Source organism: Methylovorus sp. MP688 (assembly GCF_000183115.1).
Lineage (GTDB): Bacteria > Pseudomonadota > Gammaproteobacteria > Burkholderiales > Methylophilaceae > Methylovorus > Methylovorus glucosotrophus.
In genome coordinates, this window is the sequence record NC_014733.1 from 1649051 (window position 1) to 1664182 (window position 15132).

At 52.9% G+C, this 15132-nt stretch carries 14 protein-coding genes; all 14 read right to left on the minus strand.

Annotated features, from left to right (window positions below):
- Positions 1–22 precede the first annotated feature (22 nt).
- A complete protein-coding gene (purF, locus tag MPQ_RS07900; protein WP_013442382.1) occupies positions 23–1561 on the minus strand; it encodes an amidophosphoribosyltransferase in 1539 nt (512 codons plus the stop codon).
- 70 nt (positions 1562–1631) lie between these two features.
- Complete coding sequence (locus MPQ_RS07905; RefSeq protein ID WP_013442383.1) at positions 1632–2123, minus strand: CvpA family protein; 492 nt, start codon at positions 2121–2123, stop codon at positions 1632–1634.
- A 13-nt stretch (positions 2124–2136) separates the two neighbouring features.
- Complete coding sequence (locus tag MPQ_RS07910) at positions 2137–2862, minus strand: SPOR domain-containing protein (protein WP_013442384.1); 726 nt, start codon at positions 2860–2862, stop codon at positions 2137–2139.
- 12 nt (positions 2863–2874) lie between these two features.
- A complete protein-coding gene (folC, locus tag MPQ_RS07915; protein WP_013442385.1) occupies positions 2875–4167 on the minus strand; it encodes a bifunctional tetrahydrofolate synthase/dihydrofolate synthase in 1293 nt (430 codons plus the stop codon).
- A gap of 12 nt (positions 4168–4179) precedes the next feature.
- Positions 4180–5046, minus strand: coding sequence for an acetyl-CoA carboxylase, carboxyltransferase subunit beta (accD, locus tag MPQ_RS07920; protein ID WP_013442386.1), 867 nt, complete (start codon positions 5044–5046; stop codon positions 4180–4182).
- A gap of 12 nt (positions 5047–5058) precedes the next feature.
- The gene (gene trpA / locus MPQ_RS07925) at positions 5059–5859 is read right to left on the minus strand and encodes a tryptophan synthase subunit alpha (RefSeq protein WP_013442387.1); all 801 of its coding nucleotides are present in this window, start codon (positions 5857–5859) and stop codon (positions 5059–5061) included.
- Between the two features lie 25 nt (positions 5860–5884).
- Positions 5885–7087 (minus strand): tryptophan synthase subunit beta, encoded by a 1203-nt coding sequence (gene trpB, locus MPQ_RS07930; RefSeq protein WP_013442388.1) that lies wholly within the window; start codon positions 7085–7087, stop codon positions 5885–5887.
- Positions 7074–7697 carry a phosphoribosylanthranilate isomerase gene (locus tag MPQ_RS07935; protein ID WP_013442389.1) on the minus strand — a complete coding sequence of 208 codons (624 nt, stop codon included), beginning with the start codon at positions 7695–7697 and terminating at the stop codon, positions 7074–7076. The genes trpB and MPQ_RS07935 overlap by 14 nt, the downstream gene beginning before the upstream one ends.
- A 93-nt stretch (positions 7698–7790) precedes the next feature.
- Positions 7791–8576 carry a tRNA pseudouridine(38-40) synthase TruA gene (gene truA, locus MPQ_RS07940; RefSeq protein WP_041362183.1) on the minus strand — a complete coding sequence of 262 codons (786 nt, stop codon included), beginning with the start codon at positions 8574–8576 and terminating at the stop codon, positions 7791–7793.
- Positions 8577–8688: 112 nt separating this feature from the next.
- The gene (locus MPQ_RS07945; RefSeq protein WP_238525288.1) at positions 8689–11805 is read right to left on the minus strand and encodes a FimV/HubP family polar landmark protein; all 3117 of its coding nucleotides are present in this window, start codon (positions 11803–11805) and stop codon (positions 8689–8691) included.
- 231 nt (positions 11806–12036) lie between these two features.
- Positions 12037–13149: an aspartate-semialdehyde dehydrogenase gene (gene asd / locus MPQ_RS07950; protein ID WP_013442392.1), complete on the minus strand. Its 1113-nt coding sequence runs from the start codon at positions 13147–13149 to the stop codon at positions 12037–12039.
- Positions 13150–13209: 60 nt separating this feature from the next.
- Positions 13210–14265: a 3-isopropylmalate dehydrogenase gene (leuB, locus tag MPQ_RS07955; RefSeq protein ID WP_013442393.1), complete on the minus strand. Its 1056-nt coding sequence runs from the start codon at positions 14263–14265 to the stop codon at positions 13210–13212.
- A gap of 35 nt (positions 14266–14300) precedes the next feature.
- Positions 14301–14939, minus strand: a complete 639-nt coding sequence (leuD, locus tag MPQ_RS07960) for a 3-isopropylmalate dehydratase small subunit (protein WP_013442394.1) — start codon at positions 14937–14939, stop codon at positions 14301–14303.
- A complete protein-coding gene (locus MPQ_RS07965; protein ID WP_013442395.1) occupies positions 14939–15061 on the minus strand; it encodes an entericidin A/B family lipoprotein in 123 nt (40 codons plus the stop codon). The genes leuD and MPQ_RS07965 overlap by 1 nt, the downstream gene beginning before the upstream one ends.
- Between the last annotated feature and the right edge of the window lie 71 nt (positions 15062–15132).

Below are 15132 nucleotides of genomic sequence, written 5' to 3' on the forward strand. Positions count from 1 at the left end.
AACACCGCTGCCAGGTTCATGTCTATACAGCTTCCTCGTATTCCTTGATGGTCACCAGATTGAGGTCCAGCTGGGTGCTGGAGTTAGCAGGCTTCTTGTGACCCAGCTTATCGCCACGCGCACTTTCAACGTTATTGAGGTACGTTTCGTCGATATCGCCAGTGACATAATTCCCATCAAAACAGGAGCAATCAAACATCTTGATGTCCGGATTGCTTAATTGGACGGCTTCAATCAGCGCATCCAGATCCTGATAGATCAAGGCATCCGCACCAATTTCTTCGCAGATCTGCTGATCGGTACGGCCAGTGGCGAGCAACTCATCGCGCGTCGGCATATCAATGCCATAGACGTTAGGGAAACGTACAGGTGGTGCAGCAGAGGCGAAATACACTTTATTGGCACCCGCATCGCGGGCCATCTGCACGATCTGCTTGGAGGTGGTGCCACGCACAATAGAATCATCCACAAGCAATACATTCTTGCCCTTGAACTCCATGCCGATCGGATTCAGCTTCTGGCGTACAGATTTTTTGCGCAATGCCTGACCTGGCATGATGAAGGTACGGCCAATATAGCGATTCTTGATAAAGCCTTCTCTATAGGTGAGATTCAAGGCATTCGCCAATTGCAGGGCACTGGGGCGACTGGTATCGGGGATAGGGATTACCACGTCAATATGCAGATCACCCCACTCCTTGGCGATTTTCTTGGCAAGGCTAACGCCCATATGCAAGCGGGTCTGGTAGACAGACACCTTGTCGATCACCGAGTCCGGACGTGCCAGATAAACATATTCAAAAATGCAGGGGGACAACTTGGGCTTTTCAGCGCATTGGCGGGAGAAGAAATTGCCATCCATATCAATGAAAATAGCCTCGCCCGGCTCAACATCGCGTACCAGTTTGAAACCCAGTACATCCAGTGCCACACTTTCAGAAGCGACGATGTATTCAACGCCCTTCTCTGTTTCGGACTTGCCGATGACCAGAGGCCGAATCCCATTGGGATCACGGAAAGCCAGCAGGCCAAAGTTGGCCACCATTGCCACGACGGCATAAGCACCCAGGCAACGCTTGTGCACGCCAGCGACCGCTTCAAAGATCATGTCACTATTCAGCACGGCACTATGTGCGGTGTGCTCAATTTCATGAGCAAGTACATTCAGCAGCACTTCGGAATCGGAACTCGTGTTGATGTGACGCAGATCCTGACGGAACATTTCTTCCTTCAGCTGCGTGGAGTTGGTCAGGTTACCGTTGTGACCCAGCACAATGCCAAAGGGAGAATTCACATAAAAAGGCTGGGCTTCGGCGGCAGAGGAAGAACCCGCCGTGGGGTAGCGCACATGGGCGATACCGGCATTGCCTTGCAGGCTACGCATGTGGCGCGTTTGGAAAACGTCCTGCACCAGGCCGTTATTCTTGTGCATGTAGAACGTATTGCCATCGCAAGTGACAATACCCGCCGCATCCTGCCCGCGGTGTTGCAGAACCAGCAATCCGTCGTAAAGCAACTGATTGACCGGGTTTTTACCGACAACGCCTATGATTCCACACATGGAGTGAGCACCTTAAAAAAACGAGAATTCCGATGAAGCGCGTACGACTGTGTATACCGCAAATGGTTCTTCAATCGTACTTGACATGCTTAGTAATATCTTGCGGAAGCCATGGCAACAAGCTCACCACCATCGCTTCCAATGGCGCACTGAACATCGCATTGCGCCACCTTTCATCCTTGGGCACACTGGTCAGGCCGGCCAGAAAAACCAGCACGAGCAATATCAGCACACCACGTAACAAACCAAATACCGCGCCAAGTGCGCGATCCAGCCACCCGAGGCCGACTGTCTTGAATAACTGACCCAGCACAATCGCCAGCAGGCTGCATAACAGCAAGGTAGCTAAAAACAATATGAGGAACGCTGCCAGAAAACGCAAGGCCTCTGACGGAATTGCCTCAGGTAATAAAGGTGCCAGCTCCATGGTGTAAAGCTTGGCAACGAAAAAAGCAGCTACCCAACCAGCCAGCGCCAGCACTTCCCGTACAAAACCGCGCATGACGCTCAATAATACCGAAAGCCCCAGTATGCCGAGCACGGCATAGTCAAATACTGTCATAAGGGATAACCCCTCACTTGCTGGTGACCACCATGCCGGTCAACCCTGCAGCCTTGATCTTGTCCAGCGCCTGCTCGGCTTGTGGACGAGTGGAATATAGCTGGCTGCGCAACCGGATTTTAGGGCCTTTAGGGGTATCCAGCTTTTCAGTAGTGGATTTAATGCCCAGGCCCGCCAGCTTCTGTTGCAGCTGCTTCACGTTATCGGGATCGGAGAACACACCGACTTGCACCAGAAAGCCTGCGACTTTTTCAGAGGAATCTTTTTTCGCAACCTCCGCGGCTACGGGTTTGCTTTCTGCAGGCTTGGTTTCAGCAGGTTTGACGGCTTCAGAAGGTTTTGCCACTGCAGCTGAAGGAGCTGTTTTAACAGGCGCTGGAGTAGCCGCAGGCTTGGCTACTGCAGGCTCAGCACGCGACTCAATAGGCGGTGACAGCGGTGCAATTTCGCCTGTTGATTCAGGTTCAGTAACGGGTTGGTCTTCTGGAATGGCAGAGCCGGATTGCTCGGTAGTCGCCGTGGCTTCGGGCTTGACCGGAACAATCTTGGAGTTGAATTCGCTATCCTGGCTAGGAATGGAAATGGCAATTTCTTGTTGTGGAGCCTTGCTGGCACGATCATCAAGCAGCATGGGCAAGACCGTTACCATCAGCAATACGAGCGCAACTGCACCAACCAGCCGTCTACGAGCACGCTTCTTGAATTGAATTTCCTGCTCGTTCAAATTATCAGAGGCCATGGGTAAAACATCCTAGTGGTTATCAGGTGACGCGGGTAAAAGCTGCATGACATCAGCCACGGTGAAAAATGATCCGAATACAATAATTCTATCATTTTCGCCTGCATCTATACAGGCTTGCCTGTAGGCTTCTGCCACCGTTCGGTATACATGCACAGGAACGTCGGGGTCAATTTCGGTCACGGCTTCTTGCAGCTGAATGGCTTTGGCACCCCGAATCTGAGGAATATCCGCCAGATACCAGGCATGCACCGTGGCGTGTACGGCCGCCACCACACGGGGGATATCCTTATCCGCCAGCATGGCAAAAACCGCCAGGGTTCGACCGGCATTCGCCTGTGCATTCAGGTTGGAGGCCAGCGCAGCGGCAGCATGAGGGTTATGCGCCACATCGAGAATGACACTGGGTGCTGACCGTCGCACGTCAAAGCGCCCAGCGAGATTCACATGCTGCAAACCGGCGTGAATTGCCTCAGCATTCACCGGCAGTTTGTCATGCAGCGCTTGAATCGCCGTCAATACAGCGGAAGCATTGGAAAGCTGAAAATCCCCTGCCAACGCTGGCAAAGGCAAGTCATGCAAGGTGAACTCCGCCCACTGGTAATGCCAGCGCCCAGATTGCACCTGGTAGTGAAAATCACGATGAATACAGAGCAGTTCAGCCTGGATGGTCTCGGCGTGTTTCAGCAAGGTTGCTGGCGGAGATGCATCTGCACAAATGGCGGCACGGCCAGCACGATAAACGCCAGCTTTCTCGAAACCGATGCTTTCCCGGTTATCGCCGAGATAATCCATATGATCCAGATCAATACTGGTAACGATGGCAACATCGGCATCGACGACATTCACGGCATCAAGCCTTCCGCCCAGACCGACTTCAAGAATCACGACATCCAATGCGTGCTGACAAAAACAGCACAAGGCGGCCAGGGTACCGAACTCGAAGTACGTCAATGCCGTGTCGCCACGAGCCTCTTCGACGCGGGCAAATGCGGCACATAGATCCGCATCCGCAGCCTCACGGCCCATGATACGAACCCGCTCGTTGTAACGCAGAATGTGGGGGGATGTATAACAGCCTACGCGATAGCCGGACTGCAGATAGATCTGCTCCAGCATGGCGCAGGTGGATCCTTTGCCATTGGTGCCGGCGACAGTAATGACCACGAAATCAAGGGGCAGATCAAGGCGCTGCCTCACTGCCTGCACACGCTCCAGGCCCATGGCAATGGACTTGGGATGTAACGCTTCAATGTATTGCAGCCAGCCCTGCAACGAGTCAGGCGGCGTTGAAAGATCAGTCACAATACGAGGGAATCAGGCAACAGCAGGTAATTTGGTCATGCTACTGATCAGGTTGGCCAGCTTGTCACGCATTTCACGGCGGTCAACAATGATATCCACCGCGCCATGTTCCAGCAGGAATTCCGCGCGCTGGAAACCTTCAGGCAGGGTTTCGCGAACGGTTTGTTCGATCACGCGTGGACCGGCAAAGCCAATCAGCGCCTGCGGTTCGGCCACAATCACATCGCCCAGCATGGCAAAACTGGCAGAAACGCCACCCATGGTCGGATCCGTCAATACTGAAATATAAGGCAAACCGGCGCGGCCAAGCGCAGTCAAGGCAGCGCTGGTTTTCGCCATTTGCATCAGTGAAAACAGGCCTTCTTGCATACGGGCGCCGCCACTGGCGGAAATGCATACGAACGCCGAGCGACGCTCAATGGCAGCATTGACGCCGCGCACAAAGCGCTCACCGACCACCGAACCCATGGAACCACCCATGAACTTGAACTCAAACGCAGCGGCTACCACAGGAACAGCCTTGATGCTGCCTTGCAACACGATCAGGGAATCGGTTTCACCCACATCTGCCTGGGATGACTTGATGCGGTCAGCATAGCGTTTGCTATCCTTGAACTTCAGCGGGTCTACAGGCTGCACTTCGGCGCCGATTTCGGAGCGCCCCTCCTCGTCCAGCAGCATGGCCAAACGGGCACGCGCTGAAATACGGTTGTGATAGCCACACTTGGGACAAACTTCAGCATTCTTTTCGAGATCCGTCCGATAAAGCACGGATTCACACGAAGGGCATTTGCTCCAGAGACCTTCTGGTACGGTTTTTTTATTAATGCCCGTCGGGCGATTGATCTTGGGAGGAAGTAGTTTTTGTAACCAGCTCATGGCATGTCCTTTTTAAGCAGCGTCAACCGCGATGCGCAATTCTTTCATCAGCGCAGCCACGTTATCAACGAGATTTTGATCATTGGATTGTTCCACAGCCTGCACCATACGGCTGCCCACCACCACAGCATCACCAATCGCAGCCACAGCCGTTGCTGTCGCCGCATCACGCACACCAAAACCCACGCCTACAGGCAAATCCGTCAGGGTTCGAATTTCAGCCACTTTTTGCGCCACCTCTTCAATATCGAGGTTTTTGGCACCCGTCACCCCCTTGAGGGAGACATAGTAAACGAAGCCGCTGGCCTGGTTCACAATCACCTCCACACGAGCAGGCTCGGTGGTCGGTGATAACAGAAAAATGGGGTCAATACCGCGTGCCTGCAACAGGGCGGTGAATTCCTTGCACTCTTCAGGCGGATAATCCACCGTCAGTACACCATCCACACCGGCGGCTTTGGCTCGATCAGAAAACTTCTCCTGCCCCATTGCTTCAACCGGATTAGCGTAACCCATCAGTATGATAGGCGTCACATTATCCTGCTGACGGAACTCACGCACGATGTCGAGTACGCGGCTGAGGCCAACGTGATGGACCAGCGCACGCTCGCTGGCGCGCTGAATAACAGGACCATCTGCCATCGGATCTGAAAAAGGCACGCCGAGCTCAATCATATCGGCACCGTTTGCCACCATGGCATGTAACAGCTTTACGGTTTGGTCAGGATGAGGGTCACCAGCGGTAATGTAAGGGATCAGTGCTTTCTTTCCCTGCTGCTTGAGCTGATCGAACGTGGTTTTTATGCGAGACATGAATGGGATCTTAAATACTGGATGATTAAAGGGTAATGCCAGACAAACCGGCCACCGTGTTGATATCTTTATCGCCACGACCGGAGAGGTTCACCAGAATGACCTGGTCAGGAGACATGGTCGCCGCCATCTTTTCTGCATACGCCAACGCATGGCTGGATTCCAGTGCAGGAATAATACCTTCGGTGCGGCAAAGACTATGGAAAGCCGCCATGGCTTCATCATCGGTAATGGCCACGTATTCAGCACGCTTGCTGTCTTTCAGCCATGCATGCTCAGGCCCTACTCCTGGATAATCCAGGCCAGCCGAGATCGAATGCGTTTCGATGATTTGACCGTCTTCGTCCTGCATCAGATAAGTACGGTTTCCATGCAATACGCCGACTGAGCTATTGGCTGTCAATGGCGCGGCATGTTTGCCCGTTGCTAGGCCCAGGCCCGCTGCCTCAACGCCGATCAGGCGCACGTTTTCTTCATTGATGTAGGGGTAGAAAATACCCATGGCATTGGAACCGCCGCCCACACATGCCACGACCGCATCTGGCTGACGCCCGATCATTTCCTGCATTTGCTGCTTGGCTTCCACACCGATCACCGCCTGAAAATCCCGTACCATCATGGGATAAGGGTGCGGGCCAGCCACGGTACCAATAATGTAAAAAGTGTTGGAGATGTTGGTTACCCAGTCGCGCATGGCTTCATTCAGCGCATCCTTGAGGGTTTTTGAACCACTTTCCACTGGCACAACCGTCGCCCCCAACAGCTTCATGCGATAGACATTGGGAGCTTGGCGCTTCACATCTTCAGACCCCATGTACACGACACACTCCAGCCCCATACGAGCTGCAATGGTAGCCGTCGCAACGCCATGCTGGCCTGCCCCCGTTTCAGCGATTACGCGTGGCTTGCCCATGCGTTTTGCCAGTAGTGCTTGCCCCACGGTGTTGTTCACCTTATGGGCGCCAGTGTGGTTCAGATCTTCCCGCTTGAGATAAATGCGAGCACCGCCAACGCGTTCAGACCAGCGCTTGGCATAGTAGATAGGGCTTGGACGGCCTACAAAATACTTCAGATCATGTGCAAATTCGGCCAGAAATTCAGGGTCATGGCGAAAGCGCTCATACATGACACGCAATTCTTCCAGGGCTTCCACCAGAGTTTCTGCGACAAAAATCCCGCCGTACGGACCAAAATGGCCTCTGTCGTCAGGCATATCATAAAGCTGCATCTGTAACTCCTCGCATGAATGCGGCAATTTTGCCGGCATCCTTAATTCCTTTTTGGGACTCGACACCACCACTCACATCAACGGCATATGGTCGAACCTGTTTTATCGCTTCTGCCACATTGTCCGCATTCAGCCCCCCTGCCAGCACAATGGGCATAGGCAATTCTGCGGGAATAAGCGACCAGTCAAAACGCTGGCCCGTTCCACCCGCTACGCCTTCAACATGGGCGTCCAACAGCAGCGCGCTGGCCCGTGGATAATCGAGGGCGTATTGTAGCAAATTTGTGTCCGGCCTGACGCGTATTGCCTTCATATAAGGCCGAGCATAACGCTGGCATTCTTCAGGAGACTCATCGCCATGAAATTGCAACATATCCAGTCGCACTTCTTTTAGCACTTGTTCAATGAATGAGGGCTCGGCATCGACAAACAAACCTACCACCGCAATAAATGGAGGCAAGCTAAGAATAGCGGCTTGTGCCTGAGCAATGCTGACATGTCTGGGGCTAGCCTCAACAAACACCAGTCCAATCGCATCAGCGCCATGCCGCACTGCTGTGAGGGCATCTTCCTCTCTGGTAATGCCGCATATTTTGACTCGGGTACGCAAGATGAGATTCTTTGATGAAAGCAGAATTGATTGAGACCGCTAGGTTAACTGAAACGTTGTCGCATGTCACATTGCGGCAATATGAAAAAAGCCTCAGGCCAATGACAAATGCACATAGCGGCGGGTATCGGGCAGCCCCCAACGCGATTCGTAGCCTACTCCACTCAAATACAAGCCATCCGGGGAGAATGTTGGAGGAGCAAGACGACGGTCATGACTCTGCAGGAGTTGCTGGATGAACGCAGGTGGCTGACTCCCCTTCCCTACATATACCAGCGCACCCACCATGTTACGCACCTGATGATGCAAAAATGCATTGCCGCTAAACTCAAACAGAATAGCCTGCCCTGCACGACGCACCTCCGCCTGCTGTAATGTCCGTACGGGAGATTTGGCCTGACATTCGGCAGCACGGAAAGCGCTGAAATCATGTTCACCAATCAAATGCGCAGCAGCCTCCGCCATGGCGTCTACATCCAGAGGCTGATGAAACCAGCCAACTTTGCCAGCAAGGATGGCTGGTGCTACCGCCTGGTCAAACAAAATATATTGGTAATACCGTTGGCGGGCTGAAAACCGGGCATGAAACTCATCGTCCACCTGCTGCGCCCATAACACTCGCACACTGGAGGGTAGGCCTGCGTTTACTCCACGAACCCAGGCATTCAGCGGTCGCTCGGTCGTTGTTTCAAAATGCACCACTTGAGCCAGGGCATGGACCCCAGTATCGGTTCGCCCGGCCGCAATCACCCGCACCGGATGGCAAGCCATGCGGGCCAGCTCCCGTTCCAGTGCATCCTGTACACCGCAGCCCCCCGGCTGACTTTGCCAGCCGCAAAAATGGGCACCGTCGTACTCTAGCCCAAGGGCAACTCTCATTTAAACCTCACCATTCACAATATCCCGTGTCAGCTTGCCATCGTATAAGAAAAAAGCCGGATCAAATCATCCGGCTTTTTATCACAACTACACAACTAAATGCAGATATCAGCTAAGCACCCAGACTATTGATAATGGCCTGTGCTCGGGCCCGCTGTTGTGGGCCACCCTCGCTAAGCACTTCCTCAAGCAGCTCCTTGGCACCTTCATTATCGCCCATATCCATATAGGCGGTGACCAGATCCAACTTGGTATCTACTTCGGCAGATTCAGCCGCAATAGCCGCAGGTGGCTCATCGGAAGCATTGGCGCCATTAAGGTCCAGACTGATATCTGAAAAATCCACCTCTGCCGGCGCAATGGATTCCGTGGAATTTGTATTCAGATCAGGCAACGCGACATCCTCTTCCGCATCAGCCAGGTTATCCAGATTAAAGTCGAGATCGACATCACTGGATGGCGACTCGAACACAATCTCTTCCACCGGATCCTCATTGAAGGCATCAGGCAGAGCGCCTGCAGATGCGGTGGCAGAGTAAGACACTTTTTTATCCTGCTCGCTTTCAGGCGTATCAAAGTCCAGACTGATATCAGGAACAAATGCCTTGGGCTGCGGCAATGAATCATCGCTGGCAGGTTGGGAAGGTACATCTGTTTCCACAGCGGCATCGCTGTTTTCGAATGCAACGCCCTGTTCATCCGCCTCTGCGCTCGGCAGTTTGTCTTCGTCGAACGCAGTCGAAGATGACAATCCAAGATCAGGGAAGTCACTGTTACCCGCTTCCGATCCTGGCAAATCGAAATCAAACGTAGTCGGAAGCGTATCGTTTGCATTCTCAGAGGACGATGCATCTTCCTCTGGCAAACCAGGTAATGTATTGCCGAACTCGCCTATGTCCATCTGTATGGTGTTTGCCGCTGGGGATTCTGGCAAGTTGAGCTGAAAATCAAGATCGTTGGAATCGGAGGGCTGACTATCAACCTCAAGCTGCGGATTCACATCCTCATCGACTGAGTATGGCTCAGGCAGATCATCCATAATGGTGGGCGCCATCATAGAGGCCGCTGCCGAAGATGACGCTATCTCGCTGTTTCTTGTGTCTTGATCATCATTCTCGTCGTCGCCAGAATTAACATTGAAGCCTACGAAATCCAGCGTGTTAGCATCCTCTACCGAGGCAGTCTCATTGGCAGGCTTATCTTCGCCGAGGCCAAAGTCCAGATCAGAAGAGGCGTCATCTGCAGACTCAGCGTCAGAGACAGCCCTGTCATCCAGATTATCATCCAGAGAAAAGTCCATGCCACTGGCAATATCAGGTTTAGCCGTCGAAGGCACGTCATCCAAGCCCAAATCATCATCCAGACCCAGCCCTTCTTCACCGCCTTGGTAGATGGGATTTTGGCTATCCAACTTGCGTCCCAGCTCTGCCACTTTGCGCCACTGCGGGTCACTTGCTCCTATCGTGGCATAAATTTCACCTGCCAGGGTTTCAAATGCAGCGGTGTCCTTGCGAGCGGCATACATCTCCAATAGCTTGTGATGCAATTCGTAACGCTTAGGGTCCTTGGCAATCGCATCACGCAGAATCTCTTCGGCTTGCGCATCGCGCCCATATGCCATGTAGACCTCGGCTTCAGCAATCGGGTCGACATCATGTGTGTCGATCATGCCACCACCCGTTTGCGAAAAGTCTGTCAGGAATGAGGTATCCCCGGAGTCCACCTTGCTGCTCAGAGTGCTGCCAAAAACGGTATTTGCCTTCAAGCCTCCGGAGGTGAGGATCGCTTTCTCGAACGTATCCAAATTGCGTTTACGCTTGTTACGCAGATATAACCAGCCACCGAGCAGTGCGAGTAATGCAGCACCTGCACCACCCCATAGCATCAGTTTTTCATTCTCCACACCCGCAATCAACTCAGTATCCGGCACTGGCGCAGGAGTCACACTTGGTTTGGGGTTTACCGCAGGAGAAGTTGCTTCCTCTTCCTTTTTAACCACACCACTATCAGGCTTCACTGCGGGAACAGCTTGAGCAGGCTTTTCAGGCGTAACAGGTTCTGCTTTTTGCTCGCCATTTTTAGCGCTCTGCAGCTGATTAGCTGCATTATCTTTCAGTTCAGCCATGGCTTGATTTTTGATTTCAAGCAGCTTTTGCATATCTTGCACTTGCTTCTCGAGGGCAGCAGCGCGATCGCTCGCCTCTTGCAAGGCTTTTTCTTTTGCTATCGCCTCTTCCTGCAAGGCATTAAGCTTTTCTTGACCAGAACGGGAAGCGGCACTATCAGGGGCCTCGCCTTTGGACAATCGAACAACATCGCGTGACCCAGACTGCGACTGAGCTGCCTTGTCCTGCGCTGCCGAAGTCAGCTTGCCACTGGCGGACTGGCTGCCCTCACCTTCGCGACCCGCACTTGCCGTAGCAACAGACTCGCCAAGACGTTTGCGGTAGGCATTCCAATCAGCCGCCTGCAGCTGGATTTCCTGACGCGCTTCGGCATTACTGATGCCTTGCACCTCTTGCGTAGGTGGAATGCGCAATATCTGCCCCACCTTGAGGCGATTCATGTTGTTATCGTCAAACGCATGCTTGTTTGCGCGATAGATACCCACCAGCATCTGATCCAGGCTGACGCCTTCTACATCAGCATTCCGCGCGATAGCGCTGAGGGTATCGCCACGACTGGTCGTATGTGTCTTGTCTGCGCTTTCACTTTCCACGGGCACTGGCTTTTCAGCAGGCGCTGCGGGTTTGCGATTATTGCGTTTGGCTGTCTTTGCCGGAGGGGCGCTAGCGCTGTCTGCACTTGGACGCACAGGACCTGCAGCCACCGCGGACGGGGCAGTAGCCGATGGAACTGGATTGCTTGCTGGTGCTGCAGCCTGTGGCAGGTTGCTATTGGGATTAGGCGTGGCATAGCCAGGTGGATCCAGCAACATGGTGTACTCACGCACCAGACGGCCAGTCGCCCACTCAACCTGAATCAACATATCGACAAACGGATCAGTAATCGGCTGATTACTGCTTAATCTTAGAACAGCAGTGCCGTTGGCTTTCCTGCTGACATTGATCTTGATGGCATTTTGAATAGGAGTGCGCTCTACACCTTGTACAGCGTAAGCAGCTTCTGGAGCGATGGCAGCGGAGAGAGACTCGAGTTCATCCTGGGTGGTTCCAAGCAACTCGATTTCGGCACTTAACGGTTCTCCAAGACCTGATGCGACCGTCAATCTTCCCAGCCCGGCAGCATCAGCAGTCCATGGAATTATCGCCAGGAAAACCGCGAGCGAAATCCGTTTTAGTTTAGACTTATGCACTATTCCACCCTTATTGCAGTATTAGATTGTAAGCTAACATCAATCATTTAGAGTTGCAAGCTGACAGCTCACATCACATTTACATGCTATTTATTACTGCCAAAAATGGTCCATTCTGCTGACGAAAGCAGAGCGCTTAAACCCTTAATGTTCAACCAGAATTCGCAGCATCCGACGCAAAGGCTCAGCAGCGCCCCACAATAGCTGATCGCCTACGGTAAATGCAGACAAATACTCATTGCCCATGCTCATCTTGCGCAAACGTCCGACGGGTGTTTTCAAGGTCCCGGTAATAGCAGCAGGAGTCAATTGCCGAATAGTGATATCACGCTCATTAGGTATGACGCTTGCCCAAGGATTTGCGCCATCAAGCAGTCCGATGATGTCATCCAGTGGCACATCCTTTTTGAGCTTGATGGTCAGCGCCTGGGAGTGACAGCGCATAGCGCCGATTCGCACGCACAGGCCATCGATAGGCACCGGGGTTGCTTCCCGTCCTAGTATCTTGTTGGTTTCAGCCTGCCCCTTCCACTCCTCCTTGCTCTGGCCGTTGCCCAGGTCCTTGTCGATCCAGGGAATCAGGCTGCCAGCAAGCGGCACGCCGAAATGATCGGTAGGGAAACGCTCGTCGCGCAGAATACCGGCAACTTCACGATCGATATCCAGAATAGCCGAAGCCGGATTATTCAAGAGGTCACTGGCCACACGATGTGCCTCGCCCATCTGCTTGAGCAATTCACGCATATTCTGCGCGCCTGCACCACTCGCTGCCTGATAGGTCATGGAGGTAGCCCATTCCACCAGGTTTTCACGGAACAAGCCGTTCAGCGCCATCAGCATCAGGGAAACCGTGCAGTTACCACCAATCCAGTTCTTGCCGCCACTCACCAAGGCATTCTTGATCACATCAAGATTGACTGGGTCGAGCACAATCACGGCATCCTGCTCCATGCGCAGGGTAGATGCCGCGTCGATCCAGTGCCCATTCCAGCCGTCGGCACGCAGTTTCGGAAAAATCTCGGTTGTGTAATCGCCACCCTGACAGGAAACGATCACATCCATGGCCTTTAATTCATCCACGGCGCGCGCATCCTTCAAGGGCGGCACACCCTTGCCAATATCCGGGCCCTGCCCTCCCGTTTGGGAAGTAGTAAAAAACACGGGCTCGATATGGTCAAAGTCGCGCTCTTCACGCATACGTTGCATCAGCACGGAACCCACCATGCCACGCCAACCGACAAATCCTACTCTTAACATGTGCATTTCCTTTAGCGAAAAAACCGGTTTATTGACCGTCAAATTCCGCTTTTGATCTAGTTACAAGGCGGCTACCACAGCATCGCCCATGGCAGCACAGCCAACCTTACGGCATCCATCCGTGTAGATATCCGCTGTACGATAACCTTCAGCCAGCGCTTTTTTAACGGCATTCTCGATACGCGTAGCATTGGCTTCATCATTAAAGCTATAACGCAGCATCATGGCAGCCGACAAAATCGTCGCCAGAGGGTTGGCAATATCCTTACCGGCAATATCAGGCGCAGAGCCATGGCTTGGCTCATACATACCCTTGTTGTTCTGATCCAGCGAGGCGGATGGCAACATGCCGATGGAGCCAGTCAACATGGATGCCTCATCAGAGAGAATGTCACCAAAAATATTCCCGGTGACCATCACATCAAACTGCTTGGGCGCACGGATCAACTGCATGGCAGCATTATCGACATACATATGGCTAAGCTCGACCTCAGGGTACTCCTTCGCCACTTCGATCATGACCTGACGCCACAACTCCGTCGTCTCAAGCACATTGGCCTTATCCACAGAGCACACCTTCTTGTTTCGCTTCATGGCGATACCAAAGGCAACGTGGGCAATACGGCGAATTTCGGATTCGCTGTAGCGCATGGTATTGATGCCTTCACGCTCGCCGTTTTCCAGTGTGGAAATGCCACGTGGCTGACCAAAGTAAATGTCACCCGTCAATTCACGCACGATCATGATATCCAGCCCGGCCACGACTTCAGGCTTCAATGTAGAAGCCGAGGCCAACTCGGGATACAACAGGGCCGGACGCAGATTGGCAAACAGGTTCAGTTCCTTGCGGATACGCAACAGGCCGCGCTCAGGACGCAGATGACGCTCCAGTTTGTCGTATTTCCAGTCACCTACAGCGCCAAGCAATACGGCATCTGAGGACTTTGCCAGCGCCAATGTAGCTTCTGGCAATGGATCACCAGCTGCCTCGTAGCCAGCGCCACCGATAGGCGCTTCCTGCATTTCAATGCCAATATTCAAGGCATTCAATACCTTGACCGCTTGCGCCACAATTTCGGGACCGATGCCGTCACCCGGCAAAACTGCTATTTTCATATACCGCGATTTCCTGAAGATTCTTTAATGAGAAGTTAGTTAAACAGCCAGGGTTGCGCTGCTTTATGCTTGGTTTCAAACGTCTTGATATCGTCGACATGCTGCAAGGTCAGGCCAATATCATCCAGGCCATTGAGCAGACAATGCTTGCGGAATGCATCCACCTCAAACGCATAGGATTTGCCGTCCGGCGTATTCACCGTCTGGGTCGCAAGATCCACGGTGAGTTTGTAGCCTTCATCAGCTTCCACCGCCTGAAACAGGCTATCCACCACATCCGCGCTCAGAATAATGGGCAAGATGCCATTCTTGAAGCAGTTGTTGAAGAAAATATCCGCATAGCTAGGCGCAATAATCGCGCGGAAACCATAATCCAGGAGGGCCCAAGGCGCATGTTCCCGACTGGAGCCGCAACCGAAATTCTCGCGGGTCAGCAGGATACTCGCGCCTTGATAGCGAGGCTGGTTCAGCACAAAGTCAGGATTAATCTGACGTTTGCTGTTGTCCATGCCGGGCTCGCCATGATCCAGGTAGCGCCACTCGTCAAACGCGTTGGGGCCAAAGCCTGAACGTTTGATGGATTTCAGAAATTGCTTGGGAATGATGGCATCGGTATCCACGTTCGCGCGATCCAACGGTGCCACAACTCCATTCAATTGGGTAAATGCCTGCATTACTTGCTCGTTTTCTGGATGGCTTCGCCAGCCTTTTCAATATCTTTTCCCATGCCTTCAACAGTATTACAGGCTGTGAGGCTCAACAGTGCCAACATGACCATGCATGTCATCCATTTCATCTCTGTTCCCCTATGCTCTCAATTACTCTCAGTGAAAACGCAGGCCAAGCCTGCTGACTCTTAGGTGCATG

What these genes read in the sequence shown, in the direction of transcription:
- leuB (WP_013442393.1), bottom strand. Translation starts at nt 14,265, where the DNA reads ATGAAAATAGCAGTTTTGCCGGGTGACGGCATCGGTCCCGAAATTGTG.
- MPQ_RS07910 (WP_013442384.1), bottom strand. Translation starts at nt 2,862, where the DNA reads ATGGCCTCTGATAATTTGAACGAGCAGGAAATTCAATTCAAGAAGCGT.
- trpA (WP_013442387.1), bottom strand. Translation starts at nt 5,859, where the DNA reads ATGTCTCGCATAAAAACCACGTTCGATCAGCTCAAGCAGCAGGGAAAG.
- asd (WP_013442392.1), bottom strand. Translation starts at nt 13,149, where the DNA reads ATGTTAAGAGTAGGATTTGTCGGTTGGCGTGGCATGGTGGGTTCCGTG.
- trpB (WP_013442388.1), bottom strand. Translation starts at nt 7,087, where the DNA reads ATGCAGCTTTATGATATGCCTGACGACAGAGGCCATTTTGGTCCGTAC.
- MPQ_RS07905 (WP_013442383.1), bottom strand. Translation starts at nt 2,123, where the DNA reads ATGACAGTATTTGACTATGCCGTGCTCGGCATACTGGGGCTTTCGGTA.
- leuD (WP_013442394.1), bottom strand. Translation starts at nt 14,939, where the DNA reads ATGCAGGCATTTACCCAATTGAATGGAGTTGTGGCACCGTTGGATCGC.
- MPQ_RS07965 (WP_013442395.1), bottom strand. Translation starts at nt 15,061, where the DNA reads ATGAAATGGATGACATGCATGGTCATGTTGGCACTGTTGAGCCTCACA.
- truA (WP_041362183.1), bottom strand. Translation starts at nt 8,576, where the DNA reads ATGAGAGTTGCCCTTGGGCTAGAGTACGACGGTGCCCATTTTTGCGGC.
- purF (WP_013442382.1), bottom strand. Translation starts at nt 1,561, where the DNA reads ATGTGTGGAATCATAGGCGTTGTCGGTAAAAACCCGGTCAATCAGTTG.
- accD (WP_013442386.1), bottom strand. Translation starts at nt 5,046, where the DNA reads ATGAGCTGGTTACAAAAACTACTTCCTCCCAAGATCAATCGCCCGACG.